This window comes from Streptomyces sp. NPDC055243 (assembly GCF_044544025.1).
Classification (GTDB): Bacteria; Actinomycetota; Actinomycetes; order Streptomycetales; family Streptomycetaceae; genus Streptomyces.
Map to the genome: position 1 here is coordinate 629647 of NZ_JBITWR010000003.1, position 18359 is coordinate 648005.

Sequence of the window (18359 nt, forward strand, 5' to 3'; positions counted from 1 at the left end):
CCTCGCGCAGTTCCCCGCGCCCCTAGGCACGGCCCCGCTCACAGTGGGGTGCGGGCCGCGCTGAGGTCGGCTTACCGCGGGTGTAACGCGATCGCGTCGGGGGGCGTAACACGTCCGGCGGACGCTGGACCGCATGCACACCGAGGCGACACCGACCCACTGTCCGTACTGCGCGCTGCAATGCGGGATGGGCCTGGCGACCGGCCCCGGCGGGGTGGAGGTCATGGAGCGCCCCGCGTTCCCCGTGAACGGGGGCGCGCTGTGTGGCAAGGGCCGCACGGCGCCCGCTGTGCTCTCCTCCCGGGTGCGCCTGACCGAGCCACTCATCCGATCCCACGCCACGGGCCGGCTCGAACCGGCCACCTGGGAGGAGGCCGTCGGCCGCGTCGCCGAGGGGCTCTCCCGCACGCGTACGGACCATGGCGCGGACGCCTGCGGGGTGTTCGGCGGCGGGGGGCTGACCAACGAGAAGGCGTACACCCTGGGGAAGTTCGCGCGGGTGGCGCTCGGCACGTCGCAGATCGACTACAACGGCCGGTTCTGCATGTCGTCGGCGGCAGCGGCCGGGCAGCGGGCCTTCGGGCTCGACCGCGGCCTGCCGTTCCCACTGGAGGACATCCCGCGCACCGGCTGCGTGATCCTCGTCGGTTCGAACCTCGCCGAAACGATGCCGCCCGCGCTGCGGTACCTGACGGAGCTGAAGGCGAACGGCGGGAAGCTGATCGTCGTCGACCCGCGCAGGACCCGCACCGCCGAGCAGGCCGACCTGCATCTGGCGCCGCGCCCCGGCACCGACCTCGCCCTCGCGCTCGGCCTGCTGCACCTGGTGGTGGCCGAGGGCCGGACGGACGAGGCCTTCATCGAGGAGCGCACCAGCGGCTGGGAGGCGGCGCGGGCGGCGGCGATGGCGCACTGGCCGGAGTACGTGGAGCGGATCAGCGGCGTTCCCGTGCCCCACCTCCGGGACGCCATGCGGATGTTCTGCGACGCCGAGGCCGCGATGGTGCTCACCGCGCGCGGGCCCGAGCAGCAGTCCAAGGGGACGGACACGGTGGGCGCCTGGATCAACCTCTGCCTCGCGACGGGCAACGCGGGCCGTCCACTCGCCGGGTACGGCTGCCTGACCGGGCAGGGCAACGGGCAGGGCGGACGGGAACACGGCCAGAAGGCCGACCAGTTGCCCGGCTACCGCAAGCTGACGGACCCGGCGGCGCGGGCGCACGTGGCGGGGGTGTGGGGCGTCGACCCGGACTCGCTCCCGGGCCCAGGCCGTTCCGCGTACGAGCTCCTGGACGCGCTCGGCGGGGACATCAAGGCGCTGCTCCTGATGGGCTCCAACCCGGTGGTGTCGGCGCCGCGCGCCGCGCATGTGGAGGAGCGGCTGCGCTCGCTCGACTTCCTTGCGGTGGCCGACGTCGTGCTCTCCGAGACGGCCCAACTGGCCGATGTGGTCCTGCCGGTGACGCAGTGGGCCGAGGAGACGGGGACGGTGACGAACCTGGAGGGGCGGGTGCTGCTGCGCCGGCAGGCGGTGAGCGCTCCGGACGGCGTACGGAGCGACTTGGACGTGCTGCACGGTCTGGCCGCCCTGCTCGGCCATGAGAAGGGCTTCCCGACGGACCCGGAGGAGGTCTTCGAGGAGCTGCGCCGGGCGAGCGCGGGCGGGGTCGCGGACTACTCGGGGATCTCGTACGCGCGGCTGAAGGAGGGGAACGGGGAGGGAGTCTTCTGGCCCTGCCCCGCGGACCAGGGCCAGGGCGAGGGCGGGCACGAGGACGGGGACGAGGACGAGGACGGGGGGATGGGCCGGGACGGGGACGGAGTACGTGCCGCGCACCCCGGTACGCCCCGCCTCTTCCTCGACCGGTTCGCCACCGAGGACGGCCTCGCGCGGTTCGTGCCGGTGACGCACCGGGCCGCGGCCGAGGAACCGGACGCGGAGTATCCCGTGCTCCTGACCACCGGGCGGGTCCTCGCGCAGTACCAGTCGGGGGCCCAGACGCGCCGCGTCGACGAGCTCAACTCCGCCGCCCCCGGCCCCTTCGTGGAGCTGCATCCACGGCTCGCCGCGCGCCTCGAGGTCGGGGACGGCGAGCCGGTGACCGTCGTCTCGCGGCGCGGCCGGGCCGTCGCCCCGGCACGGATCACGAGCGCGATCCGCTCCGACACCGTCTTCATGCCGTTCCACTGGCCGGGCGAGGGCCGCGCCAACTCCCTGACGAATCCGGCGCTCGACCCGGTGTCGCGGATGCCGGAGTTCAAGGTGTGCGCGGTGCGTCTGGAGCGGACATAGCGGCGGGCCGGGGTGGCGTCTCCCCCGGCCCGCGGTCATGCACGTACGAAAACAGCCCGTACGGAATCAGACGGTATGGAACCTGACCATACGGAATCAGCCCGTACGAGGTCAGCCCGTACGAACGTCAGCAGGTGCGTCCCACGTAGTGCGCGCCCTGGATCTTGTTCGCCGAGCCCAGCCAGTGGTTGCCCGGGCCCACACAGCGCTCGTAGTCGGGGGCGAGGGCCACGCGCACCTGGATGACGACGTTCGAGCCGTCACTTGTGCAGTGGTTGTAGAACGCGTCGCTGCCGGTCTCGTAGAACCCGCAGGGGTTCATGACGGCGGTCGGGGCGTGAGCGGACGCGGCGGCCGCCACGGGGAGGCCGAGGGTGAGGGCTACGGCGCCGACGAGGGCCGGCAGCGAACGGCGAAGGCTCATGGGGCAACTCCTGCTGAGGACGTGGTGCTCACGCACCGACTCGCGCACCGACTGGTGCACACGGAGAGTGCCACAGCGAACACCCTGCGCGATCATGCGGTTCGCGTGACGTCGCTCGCACGGGTGATGGAGTACACCGGATCGAGTGCGCAGCCGTTTGAGCTGCGAAATCCGCGCCACGGCCGGACCGTCGGCGCCGGCGCGAAACCCGCACGGCACACCTCACCGCCGCGTCCGGAACGACGCCCAGTCCCCTCCCGCGATCACCGCCCCCGAGGCGCGCAGCCGCGCCGCCACCCGCGGCGCCGCCACGTACACCCACGCGCGCGCCGTCGTCCCGTCCAGGAGGGTCACCTCGCGCACCACGCGCTCGTACAGGCTGCGGGGGTCGCCCGGCGCGCACTCCTCCAGCACGTCGAGGTCGGCGAGGAGCCGCTCGTACGCGGACGGCAGCGCGTCGATCAACTCGCCGCGCACCGGGGCGCCTTCGGACTCCTCCACCAGGTACGGATAGCCGGGCCCTTCGTAGAGGACCGCGCCCGCGAGCCGGGCGGGCACCTCCGCCGCGACACGGCCGCGCAGGTAGACGTCGTGGTTCGGCTCCCCCGGCCGCAGCGTTCCGTACACGAAGAACGGCAGCCGGTCCGCCTCCGGCCTCACCCGGCCGTCTCCCGCTCCACCCACTCCAGGTACGCCGCGCTCCCCCGCACGACCGGCGTCGCGATGATCTCCGGGGTGTCGTAGTCGTGGGCCTCGGTCAGCCAGGCCTCCAGCGGCTCGTACCGCGCGGCGGCCGTCTTGAACAGCACCTGCCACTCCCGTGCGGTCTCGATCTCGCCCTCCCACCGGTAGACGGAGACGACGGGCCCGATTATCTGCGCGCACGCGGCGACCCGTGCCGTCACCGCGCCGCTCGCGAGGTCTTCCGCCTTCTGGGCGGTGTCGGTCGTGGTCAACACGGTGAGCACCGCTGCCTGTCCGGGGCCGGGTCCGGGTCCGCATCCGGGCGCGTACGTCGTCGTCATGCGCCCGATTCTCACCGGACCGGCCGGCGGCGGGACGGGAGGGGGCCACCGGCCAGGCCGAAGGTCCCGATCTCCGCGTTTCCACCCCGCCTACCCCCGTCTGTTACACAACGTCCCGTTTTCCGTGATGGACGCTTCCTACCGTCGGTAGAGCCATGAACCTCACCTGCCCCCGTCGCCGCCGCCCGCGCCGCGCCGCCCTCCTCGCCGTCGCGGCGGCCGTCGTGCTGGCCGGATGCGGCAGCGTGGACGGGCTCGACGCCGGTGAGCCCGCGCCGTCCGTTTCCGTGCAGCCGCGCCCCGAACCGCTCTGGCCCGCCTGGTCCAGTACGTCGTCGGAGGCGCCCGGCGCCGACGCCGCCACCCACCAGCCGCCGCCGGAACCCCTGGCGGGGCTGCCGAAGCTCGGCAAGGACGGGCTCGGCGCGGAGGACTTCCGCAAGGTGCTGCGGGCCGACCCGCGGATGAAGCCGCTCGCCGACCGCGGCGAGATCGACCGCCCCGGCCGGGTCGGCCTTCGGCCACCGCTCCTGACGGACCTGACCGGCGACGGGCGGCCCGAACTGCTGGTGGCCGCCGACACGGAGAGCGGGCGCAGCGTCCTCGTCGCCTACACGGAGCGCGAGGGCCGCGTCTATCCGATCCTGCTCACCGCGGGCAAGCGCGTCAGCGTCGAGACGCTCGGCCGGGACCTGCTGGTGCGCAGCCCGTGCACGGACGGCGGCGAGCAGGCCGTGCGGTTCCACTGGGACGGCGTACGGATGTCCACGGTGAGCGACGTCAAGAACTACAAGAAGACGCCGGGCTCCTCCGAAGGCCCTCCGTCACCGAAGCCCACTCAGGAGCCTTCGGGCGGCACGGAGCCTTCCGGCAGCACCGAGCCTTCCGGCGGCACGGGCGGGCAGAGGTGAGGGGCATCGCCCGGCGCGCCCGCGCCGCGCTCAACGCCCTCGGACTGCGCTGGAAGATCGCCGCACTGCTTGCCCTGGGCTGCGCGGTCGTCGCCGTCGCCATCGGGGTCCTCATCCATCAGGCGCGCCTCGAGCAGGTCTCCGTGAACGCCAGGTCGGGGGCGACCGCGCAGCTGGTGCGGGTGCGCCAGCTGTACGAGCTGACGGGGCAGGTCGACACCGACGGCGACGCCGGTACGGACGCCGCCATCGACGCGCCCGACCTGCCCGCGTCGCTGCGGGCCGCCGCGCTGGACGGGCGGCGCACCACGTACCTCGACATGGATGCCGCCGATCCCGTCGTGTGGGCGGCGCGCCCGGTCGGCGACCATGTGCTGTCCGTACGCGAACCGCTGGCCGAACAGGCCGCCGAGATCGCGGAGTTCGACCAGCAGCTGATCGCGTCGGGCGCCGTCGTCGTCATCCTCGCTGCGCTCGGCGGCGCCGCCCTGGCCAGCCGTCTCAGCCGCGAGCTGCGGACCGCGGCGGCCACCGCGCGCCGCATCAGCCAAGGCGATCTGGACGCACGTATCGACCATCCGCGGCCACCGGGCAGCCGGCCCGGCAAGGACGAGGTGGCCGAACTGGCCACCGCGGTCGACACGATGGCGGCCTCCCTTCAGCAGCGCATCGAGGCCGAGCAGCGCTTCACGGCGGACGTCGCCCACGAGCTGCGCACCCCGCTGACCGGTCTGCACACCGCGGCCGAGCTCCTGCCGCAGAGCCGCCCCACGGAACTGGTGCGCGACCGGGTGCTCGCCCTGCGCACCCTCACCGAGGACCTGCTCGAAGTGGCGCGGCTCGACGCCGAGGTGGAGCGGCCGGACCTGGACGCGCATCCGCTGGGCCCCCTGACCGAGGGGATCGTGCAGCGGTCGGGGTGCCCGGTGCGGTTCGCGGCGTCGTGCGGCGCGGACGGCACGCTCGTACGCACCGACGCGCGCCGCCTGGAGCGGATCATCGCCAACCTCGTCGCCAACGCGCGCAGGCACGGCGCCGACCCGGTCGACGTGCGGGTGGCCGGACCCGTGGTCACGGTCAGCGATCAAGGGCCCGGCTTCCCCGAGCACCTCCTGAAGGACGGTCCGCGGCGCTTCCAGACCGGCGCCCGTGAGCGCGGTCAGGGCACGGGCCTGGGCCTGACGATCGCCTTCGGCCAGGCGCAGGTCATCGGGGCGCGGGTGGAGCTGAGCAACGCGGAGGGCGGCGGCGCGGTGGCGACGGTGCGTCTGCCGGAGGCCTAGCCCGCGCGGCCGGAGGCCTGCCTCCGCGCGACCGGCGGCCCAGCCACGCGCGCACTACGGGAATCAACTGCCGTACGGGCGCACTTCCTTGGCGCCGCGCAGCGCCCACGCCCACCAGTGGAGCTGGTCGAGCATCGACTTGGCGGCGGCGTTCGCGGCCGTCGGGTCCTTGTGGGTGCCGTCGTCGGCGAAGAGCGCGCCCGCGTTGTGGAAGGAGACGGTTTCGCGAATCGTCATGGTGTGCAGCTCGGCGAAGACCGGGCGCAGGTGCTCGACCGCGCGCAGACCGCCGGAGAGCCCTCCGTAGGAGACGAAGGCGAGGGGCTTGGCCTGCCATTCGGCGTTGTGCCAGTCGATGAGGTTCTTGAGGGACGCGGGGTAGGAGTGGTTGTACTCGGGGGTGAGGACGACGAAGGCGTCGGCGGCGGCCAGCTTCGGGGTGACCTTGCCGAGTTCGGCGAGCACTTCGGCGGACGGGTTGAAGGAGAGCGCGGTCGGCAGATGGGATTCGGCCAGGTCGACGACGTCCACCTCGAAGTCCGCGCGCTCGCGAATCCGGGACAGCAGCCACTCGGCGACGATCGGCCCGAAGCGGCCCTCCCGGTTGCTCCCGATGATGACGGCGACGCGAAGGGGCGCGGCGGACGTGCCGGACGCGGCGGCGAACGTGGGAGTGGACGCGGCGGTGGACGTGGAATCTGCGGCAACGGTGTTCTTGGTCATGGGTAGGAGCCTCGTTGCTCAACCTAGGTTGAGGTCAAGCGCCTCCCGCGACGAATTCGGCGAGCGGCTGAAGCCGACGCCGCGGCCACCCCTTGCCCGGGCCTCGTCCACCCCTTGCCCGGGCCTCGTCCGCCCCTCCCCCGGGACTCACCCCGGCCTCACCCACCCCTCCCGTTCCCTCGTCCGGCCCATGCCCCCACGTCGTACGGTGAAGCCCATGACAACTCCCGCGCCCCTCCAGCGCCTTGAGATCGACGGCCGGGCCGCCACCGCCGACCGACTGCTGTGGCCCGCTCTCGGCGGTGTCGGACACTTCACCGCGATGCAGGTCAGGGGCGGCGCGACCCGCGGGCTCGGGCTGCACCTGGCCCGGCTCGACGCGGCCACCCGCGAGCTCTTCGACCGGGAGCTCGACGGGGAGTACGTCCGCGGGCTCGTCCGGAACGTGCTCCGCGACGACATCGCCGACGCCTCCGTACGCGTCCACGTCCACGCGCCGGAGGGCGAGCCCTCCGTGACGGTCACCGTGCGGCCGCCCGGTGGGATGCCCGAGAGCGCGCAGGCCCTGCGGTCCGTCCCCTACCAGCGACCCTTCCCGCACATCAAGCACCTGGGCGGCTTCGGACAGGCACGGCACGGAGAGCTCGCCCGGCGCGCGGGCTTCGACGACGCGCTGCTCACCGCGCCCGACGGGACGATCAGCGAGGGCGCCGTCACGAACATCGCCTTCTTCGACGGCTCGGAGGTCGTCTGGCCCGACGCGCCCTGCCTCACCGGCATCACGATGCGGCTGCTCGAACCGCGGCTGGCGGCCGCCGGGCTCCCCACGCGCCGGGCGCCGGTCACGCTCGCGGACCTCTCCTCGTACTCGGCCGTCTTCGTCACGAACGCGCGGGGCATCGCGCCGGTGCGGCGGATCGACGCCACGGAGTTCGCGGTCGACGAGAAGCTGATGGGGACGCTTGCGGGGCTCTACGCCGACGTGCCCTGGGACGCCGTCTGAGGCGGACGCGTCTGAGGCGGCGGCCGCCTGAGGTGGACTCAGGTCCGCGGAGGGGTTCCGGAGTCCGCCGAAGTGGGGTTCCGGAGTCCGCCGGAAGGGTCCCGGAGGGCTGCGGAGGGCTGCGGAGGGCTCCGGACAGGTTGTGCAGGGGGTCCGCGGGCCTGCGGTCGGGCCGTGGCGGTGCCCCCGGGTCACCCATTCACAGGCGCCGCGCACCCCCTTCGGATACTTCTCGGCGACACGCCGGGTGACCTGCTGGAATGTTCCCGTCGAAACGTCAGGAGCCGCTCCACCGCAGAGTTTCTGACGGACCTTCAGGAGGCGTGCGCCGCCGAGTGCCACTTACCTCGGTAGAGCGGGGTTCGACCGACGCAGCGGCACTTGGGGGTGCCGCGGGCCGTGCCCTCTGAAGGCCCCTCGGAGGAGCAAGCACGATGCGCAAAGCCCGCCTGCTGACCACTGCCGCGCTCGCCGTCGCATCGGCGGGCCTCGTGGCGCCACCGGCGGCCGCCGCGGCGCTCGCCGCCGGTGGCGGCCTGGAGGTCCACCCCTCCACGGTCGTGCCCGGCTCCACGGTCACCGTGCACACCTCCGCGTGCGGCGGCGGAGGGTCCGCGTCGGGCGACGCCAGCGCGGTGGGCGCGGGCACGTTCACGCTCGCGCCTGCCACGCACGAGGATCACGAGGAGAACGCGACCGGCCGGTTCAAGGTGCCGCCCTCGGCTCAGCCGGGCACCTACGAGATCGTCGCGCAGTGCTCCGGTTCCGGCGCGGACGGCAAGCAGGTGGCGGGCGATCTCGTCGTGACGATCACCTCCACCGCCGCCGCCCGTGAACAGCAGGTGGCCCCGAAGGGGCACGTGAAGACGGGGGTCGGCGGCGCTCTTGGCCCCGATCCCGTGCAGACCGCGGCGGGTGTGGCGGCGCTTGCCGTCGCCGCCGCGGGCGGTACCTGGCTCCTGCATCGCCGGGCGAGAGGCGACAGGATCTGACGGACACCCTCCGCTGTCCACCGGTACCGCCAGCCCCCTCCCTCTCCGGGTCCGCCTGTCCCTCGTGGATTCGGAGAGGGAAGCGGGGACCGGCCTCCCCGAACCCTGAGGGGGACGAGTCGAGTGAAGCGCAGGAAGAACGTCGGCGGGACGAGCTCTGGCAGCAGACCTCGCGGCTTCAAGACCCTCAACGCCGCGATGGGCGCGGTCACCGTCCTGGCCCTGTGCGCCGGGGCCTGGCTGCTGCACAACGGCACCGAGTCCCGTCCGCCGCCCCAGCCGTCGGCCGCGCAGGCCGCTTCGGCACATCCCCGCTCCGGCCACGACCCGGCCGCCGCGGCGCTCCCGCCGTCCCCGCCCGACCGGATCCGCATCCCCTCGATCCGGGTCGACGCGCCCCTCATGGGGCTCGGCCTGACCCGGCAGGGCAGTCTCGACGTACCGCCTCCGAAGAAGACGAACCTCGCGGGCTGGTACGAGTCGGGGACGACGCCGGGCGAGACGGGCACCGCGATCGTGGCGGGGCACGTCGACAACGCCGATGGGCCTTCGGTCTTCTACGACCTGGGCGGCCTGACCAGGGGCCGCACCATCGAGGTCGAGCGCAGGGACGGCAGCGTGGCGGTGTTCACGGTCGACGCGAACGAGGTCTACGACGCGAAGGAGTTCCCGGACGACAAGGTGTACGGGGCGGCGGACCGGCCGGAGCTGCGGGTCATCACGTGCGGCGGCAGCTATTCGAGGAAGACGGGCTACCAGGGCAACGTGGTGGTGTTCGCGCACCTGACGAGCGTGCGGTGAAGCGGTCCTGCGAGCGCTGACGCCGTCCTGCGTGCACTGACGCCGTTCTAGGCGAGCCACTGCTCGTACGCCATCTTGGCCACGAGCCCGAACACGGTGGTGAGCAGCACGATCCGGACGAACCCGCTGCCCTTCTTCAGCGCGGTGTGCGCGCCGAACATGCCGCCCGCGAGGTTGAAGACGGCCATCAGGGCGGCCAGTTGCCACAGGACCGCGCCCTGCCAGGCGAACATCGCCAGGGCGCCCGCGTTGGTGCAGCAGTTGACGATCTTGGCGGTGGCGGAGGCCGACACCAGGTCGAGGTGGAGCACGGCGGTCAGCGCGAGCACCAGGAAGGTGCCGGTGCCGGGCCCGATGAGGCCGTCGTAGAACCCGATGCCGAGGCCCGCGAGGCCGATGGCGGCGAGGATGCGCCGGGGTGAGGCGGGCCGGGCGGAGGGCGCGGTGCCGAAGGCGGGCCGGAAGATGACGAAGGCACCGACGCCGAGCAGCACCACCATGATCACGGGCTTGAGCACCTCGGTGCTCATGCCAGCGGCGAAGAAGGCGCCGCCCATGGACCCGGCGAGCGCGGCGAGCCCGATGCGGACGGCGGTGCGCACGTCGACGGGCGTCTTCCTGACGTACGTCACCGCGGCGCCGGTGGTGCCGACGATGGCCACGGCCTTGTTCGTCCCCAGGGCGTGCGCGGCCGGGGTCGAGCCGGGAAGCCCGAGCAGCAGGGCGGGCAGGAGGAGCAGGCCGCCGCCGCCCACCACCGCGTCGATCCAGCCGGCCGCGAGGGCGGCTGCGCACAGGACGACGACGGTGGTCAGAGATATGTCGGGCATGATCGCGACCCTATGGAGGGGTGATCACCGCGTCCATGGAATTCAGGGAGAGTTGAGGGAGAGTTGAGGGTCTTCGGAGGTTTCGGTTCCCGGGGGCTACGGCGCCGCCTGCGGTGCCGGGGCCCCCGCCGGGACGCGGTCGGGAGCGGGCGGTGACGCCGGTTCGACGGTGAGCGCGAGGACCGTGGCGACCAGCGCGCTCGCTCCGGCGAGGCCCGTCGCCAGCTTGCGGCGGGCCTGGAGGGTGGGCCCCTGGGCGGGGCCTACGGGTTTGCGGTGACGTCCCATGTCGGCCTGCGATCCCCTCTCGGAAGGTGAAGCACTCGGTCAGAAGGTGAAGCACTCGGTGTGGATGCGCTGCTCGGGCACCCCGGCGCGGACGAGCGCGGTGGTGGCGGAGGCGGTCATTCCGGGCGGCCCGCACAGATACACGTCGTGCTCGGCGAGGTCGGGGATCAGATTGCGCAGGGCCTGCGGGGAAATGGGGTCTTCCCTTCTCGACAGGTCTTCCCTGCTCGACAGGTCTTCCCTGCTCGGCCGAAGCCGAGAGCTTGCGGAAGGATCGATGGAGGCGTCGGACCGCCCGAGCAGATAGTGCAGCCCCGCTCCCCTGCCGCGGGCGATCTCCTCCAGCTCATCGCGCAGCACGAGCTGCTCGGCGCTGCCCGCCCGGTAGAGCAGGGTGATGTCGCCCGGCCCGCCCGGCAGCGTCTCGAACAGCGCCCGCATCGGGGTGATCCCCACCCCGCCCGCGAGCAGCAGCACCTTCCTGCGCGTACGCCGGTGGGCGGTCAGCGCCCCGAAGGGCCCCGTGGCGAGCACGCGCGTTCCCGGCTTCAGGCGCCGCATCCGCCGCGTGTGGTCGCCGACGGCCTTCACGGTGATCCGCAGGGTGTCGTCGCGCACGGGAGCGGAGAGCGAGAACGGCAGCGCGGTGCGCCAGAGCCTGCGCCGCAGGAAGCGCCAGCGGAAGAACTGGCCGGGTTCGGCCCGCAGTCCGTCGAGCCCGATGCCCTGCATCACGACGGACACGACACCGGGCCCTTCGTCGCGTACGTCGATGACGCGCAGGCTGTGCTTCAGCGCCTGGCGGACGGGTACGACGACGCGGTACCAGACGAGCAGGACCGCCACGGTGGCGTGCAGCATCGACCACACCCACACCGTCAGGACGCTGCCCGCCACGTCGGGCCCGGCGAGCTGGTGCACGAAGGCGAGCGCGGCGCCGAGGTAGGTCAGCAGGTGCACGGCCCGCCAGGTCTCGTGCGGGACGCGGCGGCGCATGGCGCGGGCGGAGGTGACGCCGACGGCCATGAGCAGGGACGTGCCGACGGCGGCGAGGGCGAGGCCCGGGTAGCCGAGCAGGGCGGCGGTGGCGCTGAGGAGGTCGGTGTCGGCGTGGGCGGCGTATCCGCACAGGGCGAGCAGGGCGTGGCCCAGGCAGAGGGTGAGTACGTAGCGACCGCCGAGGGCGTGCAGCCGCGCGAGCCGGTCGGCGCCGACGCCGTGCTCGACCGCGGGGACGCGGGCCATCAGGAAGAGCATGACGAGGACGCCGTACCCGGCGAGCAGTCCGGTGAGGTGGGCGCCGGTCGCGAAGAGCACGTCGAGCCGGGCCGAGGGTTCGGCCTGCACGGCCCAGAGCGCGGTGACGGCGAGGGCCGCGGCGAGGATTCCGTTGCGGAGGGCGGTGGGGGTGAGGCGGATCGGGGGGACGGGGGTGGCGGCGGTGGCGGGGCGTTGCCGTGGGGGTCGCGGGGGTCGCGGGGGTCGCGGGGGTCGCGGGGGCTCCGCGGGCATGGGCGGCGGGAGCTGCGGCCCCTCCGTCTGCCGCAGGTACGCGGACAGCGCGGGGTACGCGGCGAGACGGGAATCGGCTACCTCGGTGGTCACCGCCGCAGACTAGGCGCGGGGCGCGGGCAGAAGTGGCTGGTCAGGGGGTTATCGCTGATCCTTAAGGTGGACTTGAGGACCGGCTCAACGGGGGTTAAGCCGGGGCGCGGCGGGGCGGGAGAGGCCTGTTCGTCCAGGACCGGATGCGGGGTGAACGGGCGGGTGGGCGGGAGAGGCCCGTTCGGCGAGGACCGGATGCGGAGGGGCGGGCGAGGCCCGTTCGGCCGGGACCGGAGGCGGGGGCGACCCTCACAACCCGTTCCGGCGCCCGCTGAGGGCAGCGTTCCCGCCGGGAAACAGTCAGGATGCCGACGGGTAACACCGCCCCCGCACTCTGCCGTACATGACCTCTTCGACCCCGGGCCCCCAGAGCTCGCCCTCCCGCGTGGTGGTGATCGGCAGCGGCCTCGCCGGTGTCCGGCTCGCCCAGCGCCTCGGGGGCGACGGCGGCACCGGGGCCGTTCTCATCGGGGAGGAGCCGCACGCCCCGTACAACCGCGTGCTCCTCGCCGACGTCCTCGCGGGACGGCTCGGCCCGGACGTCATCGGCCTGCCGTCCGCCCCCGGCGAGTTCCTCCGCACCCGCGCCGTCCGCGTCGACCGCGCGGACCGCGTCGTGCACTGCGCGGACGGCAGCGTCGTCCCGTACGGCACCCTCGTCCTCGCGACCGGCTCGAACCCCGTCCTCCCGCCCCTGCGCGGCCTCTTCGAGCCCGGCGCCGTCGACCTGCCGCGCGGCGTGCACGCCTTCCGGACCATGGACGACTGCCTCGCCCTGTCCGAGGCCGTCGGCACAGGCACGGGCACGGGTACGGGCACGGGCACGGGCACAGGAAAAGGCACCCGCGTCGTCGTCATCGGCGGCGGACTGCTCGGCGTGTCGGCCGCCCGCGCGCTCGCCGTCCGCGGCGCCCAGGTCGTCCTCACCCAGCAGGGCGACCGCCTCATGGAGCGCCAGCTCGACCCGGGCGCCAGTGACCTCGTACACCGGCATCTCACCGACCTCGGCGTCGAAGTGCACACCGAGTGCCGCGTGCGCGGCGTGCGGCAGGCCGACGGGGCGGTGCGCTCCGTGGAGCTCGCCGACGGGTACGTCCTGGGCACCGACCTCACCGTCCTCGCCTGCGGCGTCCGCCCCCGCACGGGCCTCGCGCAGGCCGCGGGACTCGACGTACGCCGCGGGATCGTCGTCGACGACCAGCTGCGCACCTCCGACCCGCACATCCGCGCCATCGGCGACTGCGCCGAGCACTCCGGCGAGGCCCGCTGCCTCGCCGCCCCGGCGCTCGAACAGGCCGACGCCCTCGCGGACTCCCTGATCTCACCGCACGACGCCCGCCCCTACGCAGGCACCCGCGCCCTCACCCGCCTCACCCTGCACAACGGACACCCCGGTTCCGCTCCCCTGGACCTGGCGGCCTTCGGCGACCCCGAGCACCGGCCCGACGACGACGTGGTCCAGCTCGCGGACGCCACCCGTGGCACGTACCGCAAGGTCGTCGTGCGCGGCGACCGGCTCGTCGGCGGCGTGCTGCTCGGCGAGCTCACCGCCGTCGGCACGCTCGCCCGCGCCTGGGAGGCCGACGACCCCCTGCCCGACGACGGCAGCCCCCTGCTCCACCTGCTCACCCTTCCCCAAACTCTCGACTCCGCTCGAGCAGGGGAGACCCCAATCGGAGGCCTCTGAGATGCCCACGGACACTCCCCGCCACGACAACACCATCGTCCTGGTCGGGCACGGCATGGTCGGCCAGCGCTTCCTCGAGGCCCTCGCCGCACGTGGCCTCACCGCCACGCACCGCGTGGTCGTCCTGTGCGAGGAGCCGCGGCCCGCCTACGACCGCGTACAGCTCACCTCGTACTTCTCGGGCCGCACGCCCGACGAACTCTCCCTCACCGACCCGGAGTTCATCCGGGAACACGGGATCGAGCTGTACGTCGGCGATCCGGCACGGACCGTGGACCGCGACGCGAAGACGGTCACCGCACGCTCGGGGCAGACCTTCGCGTACGACACCCTCGTCCTGGCGACCGGCTCCTTCCCCTTCGTGCCGCCGGTGCCCGGCAAGGACACCACCGGCTGTTTCGTCTACCGCACCATCGAGGACCTGCTCGCCATCGAGGAGTACGCGAAGACGTACGCCAAGACCGGCGCCGTCGTCGGCGGCGGACTGCTCGGCCTGGAGGCGGCGGGCGCGCTGCGCGGGCTCGGACTGGCCACGCACGTGGTCGAGTTCGCGCCGCGGCTGATGCCGGTGCAGGTCGACGAGGGCGGTGGCGCCGCGCTCCTGCGCACCATCACCGGCATGGGCCTGACCGTCCACACAGGCGTGGGCACCCAGGAGATCGTCGCCACCGACGGCGCCGTGAGCGGGATGAAGCTGTCGGACGGCAGCGAACTGGCCGCCGATCTGGTGGTGTTCTCCGCCGGTGTCCGGCCCCGCGACCAACTCGCCCGCGAGAGCGGCCTGTCGGTGGGCGAGCGCGGCGGCATCACCGTCGACGAGCAGTGCCGCACCAGCGACCCGGCCGTGTACGCGATCGGTGAGTGCGCCCTGGCATCGGACGGCCGGGTCTACGGACTCGTCGCGCCCGGATACGAGATGGCGGAGACCGTGGCCGCCTCCATCGCCACCGAGGAGTCGAGCTTCACCGGCGCCGACATGTCGACCAAGCTGAAGCTCCTCGGCGTGGACGTCGCCTCCTTCGGCGACGCGCACGGGGCGACCCCGGACTGCCTGGACGTCGTCTACTCGGACTCGCGCTCGGGCACGTACAAGAAGCTGGTCATCGGCGCGGGCGGCGAGCTGCTCGGCGGCGTGCTGGTCGGCGACGCGGAGTCCTACGGCGTGCTGCGGCCGATGACCGGCAGCGTGCCACCGGTCTCGCCGGAGCAGCTGGTGCTCCCCGCCGGCGCGGGCGGCCCGGTGGCGCTCGGCCCGTCCTCGCTGCCGGACTCCGCGGTCATCTGCTCCTGCCACAACGTCACCAAGGGCTCGATCCGCGGCGCCGTCACCGAGCACAGCTGCACGACGGTGCCCGAGGTCAAGAAGTGCACCAAGGCCGGTACGGGCTGCGGAAGTTGCGTGAAGGTGCTCGGCCAGCTGGTCAACGACGAGCTGGAGGCGTCGGGCGTCGAGGTCGACAAGGGCCTGTGCGGCTGCTTCGGCCAGACCCGCCAGGAGCTGTACGAGATCGTCCACACCCTGGGTATCACCTCCTACCGGCAGCTCCTGGACGCCCACGGCCGCGAGGCCGCCCGCGGCACCGAGGGCTGCGAGACCTGCAAGCCGACGGTCGGCTCGATCATCGCCTCGCTGGCCCCGACGATCGGCGCCGACGGCTATGTGCTCGAAGGCGAGCAGGCATCGCTCCAGGACACCAACGACCACTTCCTCGCCAACCTCCAGAAGAACGGCTCCTATTCGATCGTGCCGCGCATCCCCGGCGGCGAGATCACCCCGGAGAAGCTGATCGTGATCGGCGAGGTGGCACGGGACTTCGGGCTCTACACGAAGATCACCGGCGGCCAGCGCATCGACATGTTCGGCGCGCGCGTCGAGCAACTGCCGCTGATCTGGACGCGGTTGGTGGACGCGGGCTTCGAGTCGGGGCACGCGTACGGCAAGTCGCTGCGGACGGTGAAGTCGTGCGTCGGGCAGACCTGGTGCCGTTACGGCGTGCAGGACTCGGTCCGGATGGCGATCGACCTGGAGCTGCGCTACCGCGGCCTGCGCTCCCCGCACAAGCTGAAGTCGGCCGTCTCCGGGTGCGCCCGCGAGTGCGCGGAGGCCCAGTCCAAGGACTTCGGCGTGATCGCCACGTCGAGCGGCTGGAACCTGTACGTGGGCGGCAACGGCGGCGCGACCCCGCGCCACGCGGACCTGCTCGCGCAGGACCTGTCCGACGCCGAACTGGTGCGTCTCATCGACCGGTTCCTGATGTTCTACATCCGCACGGCGGACCGCCTGGAGCGCACGTCGACCTGGCTGGAGCGGATCGAGGGCGGCCTTGACCACGTACGCGACGTGGTCGTGCACGACTCGCTGGGCCTCTGCGCCGAGCTGGAGGCCCTGATGGCCGACCACGTCGCGAACTACCGCGACGAGTGGTCCGAGACCATCAACGACCCCGAGCGCCTGGCCCGGTTCGTGTCCTTCGTGAACGCGCCGGACGTCCCTGACCCGACCGTGAGCTTCGTCCCCGAGCGGGACCAGATCAAGCCGGACCTGCCCCTCCTCACCATCGGCTCCCGCCCCCGCGACCTGGAAGGTGCTGCATCCCGATGAGCGTTCAACTCCACCTGGACGACGACTGGTTCGAGGTCTGCGACCGCGCGGTGCTCCAGCCGGGCCGCGGCATCGCCGCCCTGCTCCCGGACGGCCGCCAGGCCGCACTCTTCATCGACCGCGCGGGCCGTGCGTACGCGATCGACAACCGCGACCCGTTCACCGGCGCGGCGGTGCTCTCGCGCGGCCTGCTCGGCGCGGCGGCCGGCCGGCCGTTCGTCGCGTCGCCGCTCCTGAAGCAGCGGTTCGACCTGGAGACGGGGCGGTGCCTGGACGACGATTCGGTGACGGTGGAGACGCATACGGTCCGCCTCGCCTGATCGAGCACCGTCCGCCGGAGCCGATCACGCGGCTACTTGACCGACCGTTCCAGTATTGCTTAATCTCTCCTCGTGGCCAGGACCAAGGAATTCGATCCGGACGCCGCGCTCCAGTCGGCCCTAGAGCTGTTCTGGCGGCGCGGCTACGAGGCGACGTCGATGGCGGACCTCGTCGAGGCGCTCGACATCGGCCGCGCCAGCATCTACGCGACGTTCGGCAACAAGCACGAGCTGTACCTGAAGGCGCTGGAGCGGTACGCGACGCTCCAGAACCCGCGCCTGCTCGCCGAGCTCTCGCAGCCGGGCCCCGCCCTGCCCGCCGTCCGCGCGGTGGTGCGCCGCTTCGGGAGCGAGGCCGCCTCCGAGGAGGGCCGTCTGAACGGCTGTTTCATCACGAACACGGCAGCCGAACTCGGCCCGCACGACGAACCGGCCGCCCGCTGCGTCGAGCGCAGCTGGGAGCACATGGAGACGCTCCTGCACTCCGCACTCGTCCGCGCCCAGGCGCAGGGCGAGCTGCCGCAGGACCGCGACCCCCTGGCGCTCGCGCGCATGCTGCTGACCCTGATGCAGGGCCTTCGCATCGTCGGCAAGGCGTCGAAGGACCCGGCGCGGGTGCGGGACGCGACGGAGCAGGCACTGAGCCTGCTCGACTGAACCGACCTCCCTCACCCCCCTGGCTTCCTTGGCTTCCTTGGCTTCCTTGGCTCCCCGGCCTCACCGGCTTCTTTTTCATGCCCTGATACTGAACCGATCGTTCAAGAAAAGAAACGAGTCTCTCTCATGACTTCAGCAGCGCGCACCCGTTTCACCGGCCGCACGGCCCTCGTCACCGGCGGCGGCTCCGGCCTCGGCCGTGCCATGGCGCTCGCCTTCGCCGCCGAGGGCGCCAACGTCGTCGTCGCCGGGCGCACCGAAGGTCCGCTCAAGGAGACCGTGGGGCTCATCGAGGACGCCGGAGGCACGGCACTGGCCGTCACCGCCGACGTCTCGCGCTCCGCGGATCTCGCGGCGCTCGTCGACGCCACGGTCGAGCGGTTCGGTTCCCTGGACGTGGCCGTCAACAACGCGGGCGTCCTGCGCGCCGGGCAGCCGGTGGCGGAGCTGCCCGAGGAGGACTGGCGGACGATGCTCGACATCAACGTCACCGGCGTACTGCTCGCCCTGCAGGCCGAGGTGAAGCAGATGCGTACGCAGCCGAACGGCGGGACCGTCGTCAACATCTCCTCCACCCTCGGCGCCCACATCCGCGTCCCGGGGACCACCGCGTACGCCGCCACCAAGGCGGCGGTCTCCGCGCTGACCAAGGGCGCGGCGGCCGAGCACATCCGGGACGGGGTACGCATCAACGCCGTGAGCCCCGGCTCTTCGGACACGAGCATGTCGCTCCAGGGCGGCGAGAGCGAGGCCGAGCGCACGGAGCGCATGAAGACCGCGACACCGCTCGGCCGCGTCTCGTCGACGGAAGAGGTCGCCGCCGCCGTGCTCTACCTCGCCTCGGACGAATCGGCGTCGGTGGTCGGCGCGGATCTCGTGATCGACGGGGGTGCGGCTGCCTGACTCCCTGCCCTG

At 72.9% G+C, this 18359-nt stretch carries 18 protein-coding genes; 11 read left to right on the forward strand and 7 right to left on the reverse strand.

Features of this window, described 5'->3' with window-relative positions; genetic code table 11:
• Positions 1–133 precede the first annotated feature (133 nt).
• Positions 134–2293 carry a molybdopterin oxidoreductase family protein gene (locus tag ACIGXX_RS12640; protein ID WP_399975137.1) on the forward strand — a complete coding sequence of 720 codons (2160 nt, stop codon included), beginning with the start codon at positions 134–136 and terminating at the stop codon, positions 2291–2293.
• 127 nt (positions 2294–2420) lie between these two features.
• Here ACIGXX_RS12640 and ACIGXX_RS12645 read toward each other — a convergent pair whose 3' ends face one another.
• From ACIGXX_RS12645 to cutA, 3 genes are all read right to left on the reverse strand, one after another.
• Positions 2421–2717, reverse strand: coding sequence for a DUF6355 family natural product biosynthesis protein (locus ACIGXX_RS12645; RefSeq protein ID WP_351160194.1), 297 nt, complete (start codon positions 2715–2717; stop codon positions 2421–2423).
• 222 nt (positions 2718–2939) lie between these two features.
• On the reverse strand, positions 2940–3377 hold the full coding sequence (locus tag ACIGXX_RS12650; protein ID WP_399975142.1) for a gamma-glutamylcyclotransferase family protein: 438 nt from the start codon (positions 3375–3377) through the stop codon (positions 2940–2942).
• Positions 3374–3742, reverse strand: coding sequence for a divalent-cation tolerance protein CutA (cutA, locus tag ACIGXX_RS12655; protein ID WP_399975144.1), 369 nt, complete (start codon positions 3740–3742; stop codon positions 3374–3376). The genes ACIGXX_RS12650 and cutA overlap by 4 nt, the downstream gene beginning before the upstream one ends.
• 155 nt (positions 3743–3897) lie before the next feature.
• On the opposite strand from cutA, the gene ACIGXX_RS12660 reads away from it, so the two are divergent.
• Positions 3898–4653 (forward strand): hypothetical protein, encoded by a 756-nt coding sequence (locus tag ACIGXX_RS12660; RefSeq protein WP_399975147.1) that lies wholly within the window; start codon positions 3898–3900, stop codon positions 4651–4653.
• A complete protein-coding gene (locus ACIGXX_RS12665) occupies positions 4650–5936 on the forward strand; it encodes a HAMP domain-containing sensor histidine kinase (protein ID WP_351160206.1) in 1287 nt (428 codons plus the stop codon). The genes ACIGXX_RS12660 and ACIGXX_RS12665 overlap by 4 nt, the downstream gene beginning before the upstream one ends.
• A gap of 63 nt (positions 5937–5999) precedes the next feature.
• Here ACIGXX_RS12665 and ACIGXX_RS12670 read toward each other — a convergent pair whose 3' ends face one another.
• A complete protein-coding gene (locus ACIGXX_RS12670; RefSeq protein WP_351160208.1) occupies positions 6000–6659 on the reverse strand; it encodes an NAD(P)H-dependent oxidoreductase in 660 nt (219 codons plus the stop codon).
• A 217-nt stretch (positions 6660–6876) separates the two neighbouring features.
• Here ACIGXX_RS12670 and ACIGXX_RS12675 point away from each other — a divergent pair, with 217 nt between their 5' ends.
• The 3 genes from ACIGXX_RS12675 to ACIGXX_RS12685 all read left to right on the forward strand — a co-directional run bounded on the left by ACIGXX_RS12675 (position 6877) and on the right by ACIGXX_RS12685 (position 9455).
• Positions 6877–7662, forward strand: a complete 786-nt coding sequence (locus ACIGXX_RS12675) for an aminotransferase class IV family protein (RefSeq protein ID WP_351160211.1) — start codon at positions 6877–6879, stop codon at positions 7660–7662.
• A 434-nt stretch (positions 7663–8096) separates the two neighbouring features.
• Complete coding sequence (locus tag ACIGXX_RS12680; RefSeq protein ID WP_351160214.1) at positions 8097–8654, forward strand: hypothetical protein; 558 nt, start codon at positions 8097–8099, stop codon at positions 8652–8654.
• 198 nt (positions 8655–8852) lie between these two features.
• A complete protein-coding gene (locus tag ACIGXX_RS12685; protein WP_351160714.1) occupies positions 8853–9455 on the forward strand; it encodes a class F sortase in 603 nt (200 codons plus the stop codon).
• Between the two features lie 47 nt (positions 9456–9502).
• Here the strand turns inward: ACIGXX_RS12685 and ACIGXX_RS12690 are convergent, their stop codons facing one another.
• From ACIGXX_RS12690 to ACIGXX_RS12700, 3 genes are all read right to left on the reverse strand, one after another.
• Entirely contained in the window at positions 9503–10285 is a 783-nt protein-coding gene (locus ACIGXX_RS12690) for a TSUP family transporter (RefSeq protein ID WP_351160217.1), read from the reverse strand.
• Positions 10286–10381: 96 nt separating this feature from the next.
• Positions 10382–10573 (reverse strand): hypothetical protein, encoded by a 192-nt coding sequence (locus ACIGXX_RS12695; protein WP_351160220.1) that lies wholly within the window; start codon positions 10571–10573, stop codon positions 10382–10384.
• A 39-nt stretch (positions 10574–10612) separates the two neighbouring features.
• Positions 10613–12085, reverse strand: coding sequence for a ferric reductase-like transmembrane domain-containing protein (locus ACIGXX_RS12700; RefSeq protein WP_399975233.1), 1473 nt, complete (start codon positions 12083–12085; stop codon positions 10613–10615).
• A gap of 436 nt (positions 12086–12521) precedes the next feature.
• On the opposite strand from ACIGXX_RS12700, the gene ACIGXX_RS12705 reads away from it, so the two are divergent.
• The 5 genes from ACIGXX_RS12705 (at position 12522) to ACIGXX_RS12725 (ending at position 18347) form a co-directional block, all read left to right on the forward strand.
• Positions 12522–13865: an FAD-dependent oxidoreductase gene (locus tag ACIGXX_RS12705; RefSeq protein ID WP_366462047.1), complete on the forward strand. Its 1344-nt coding sequence runs from the start codon at positions 12522–12524 to the stop codon at positions 13863–13865.
• Position 13866: 1 nt separating this feature from the next.
• Positions 13867–16467, forward strand: coding sequence for a nitrite reductase large subunit NirB (gene nirB / locus ACIGXX_RS12710; protein WP_351160227.1), 2601 nt, complete (start codon positions 13867–13869; stop codon positions 16465–16467).
• Positions 16464–16787 carry a nitrite reductase small subunit NirD gene (nirD, locus tag ACIGXX_RS12715; protein ID WP_351160229.1) on the forward strand — a complete coding sequence of 108 codons (324 nt, stop codon included), beginning with the start codon at positions 16464–16466 and terminating at the stop codon, positions 16785–16787. Before nirB ends, nirD begins: the two co-directional genes overlap by 4 nt.
• Positions 16788–16859: 72 nt before the next feature.
• On the forward strand, positions 16860–17444 hold the full coding sequence (locus tag ACIGXX_RS12720) for a TetR/AcrR family transcriptional regulator (protein WP_399975155.1): 585 nt from the start codon (positions 16860–16862) through the stop codon (positions 17442–17444).
• 126 nt (positions 17445–17570) lie between these two features.
• Positions 17571–18347 (forward strand): glucose 1-dehydrogenase, encoded by a 777-nt coding sequence (locus ACIGXX_RS12725; protein WP_351160234.1) that lies wholly within the window; start codon positions 17571–17573, stop codon positions 18345–18347.
• The last annotated feature ends 12 nt before the right edge of the window (positions 18348–18359 follow it).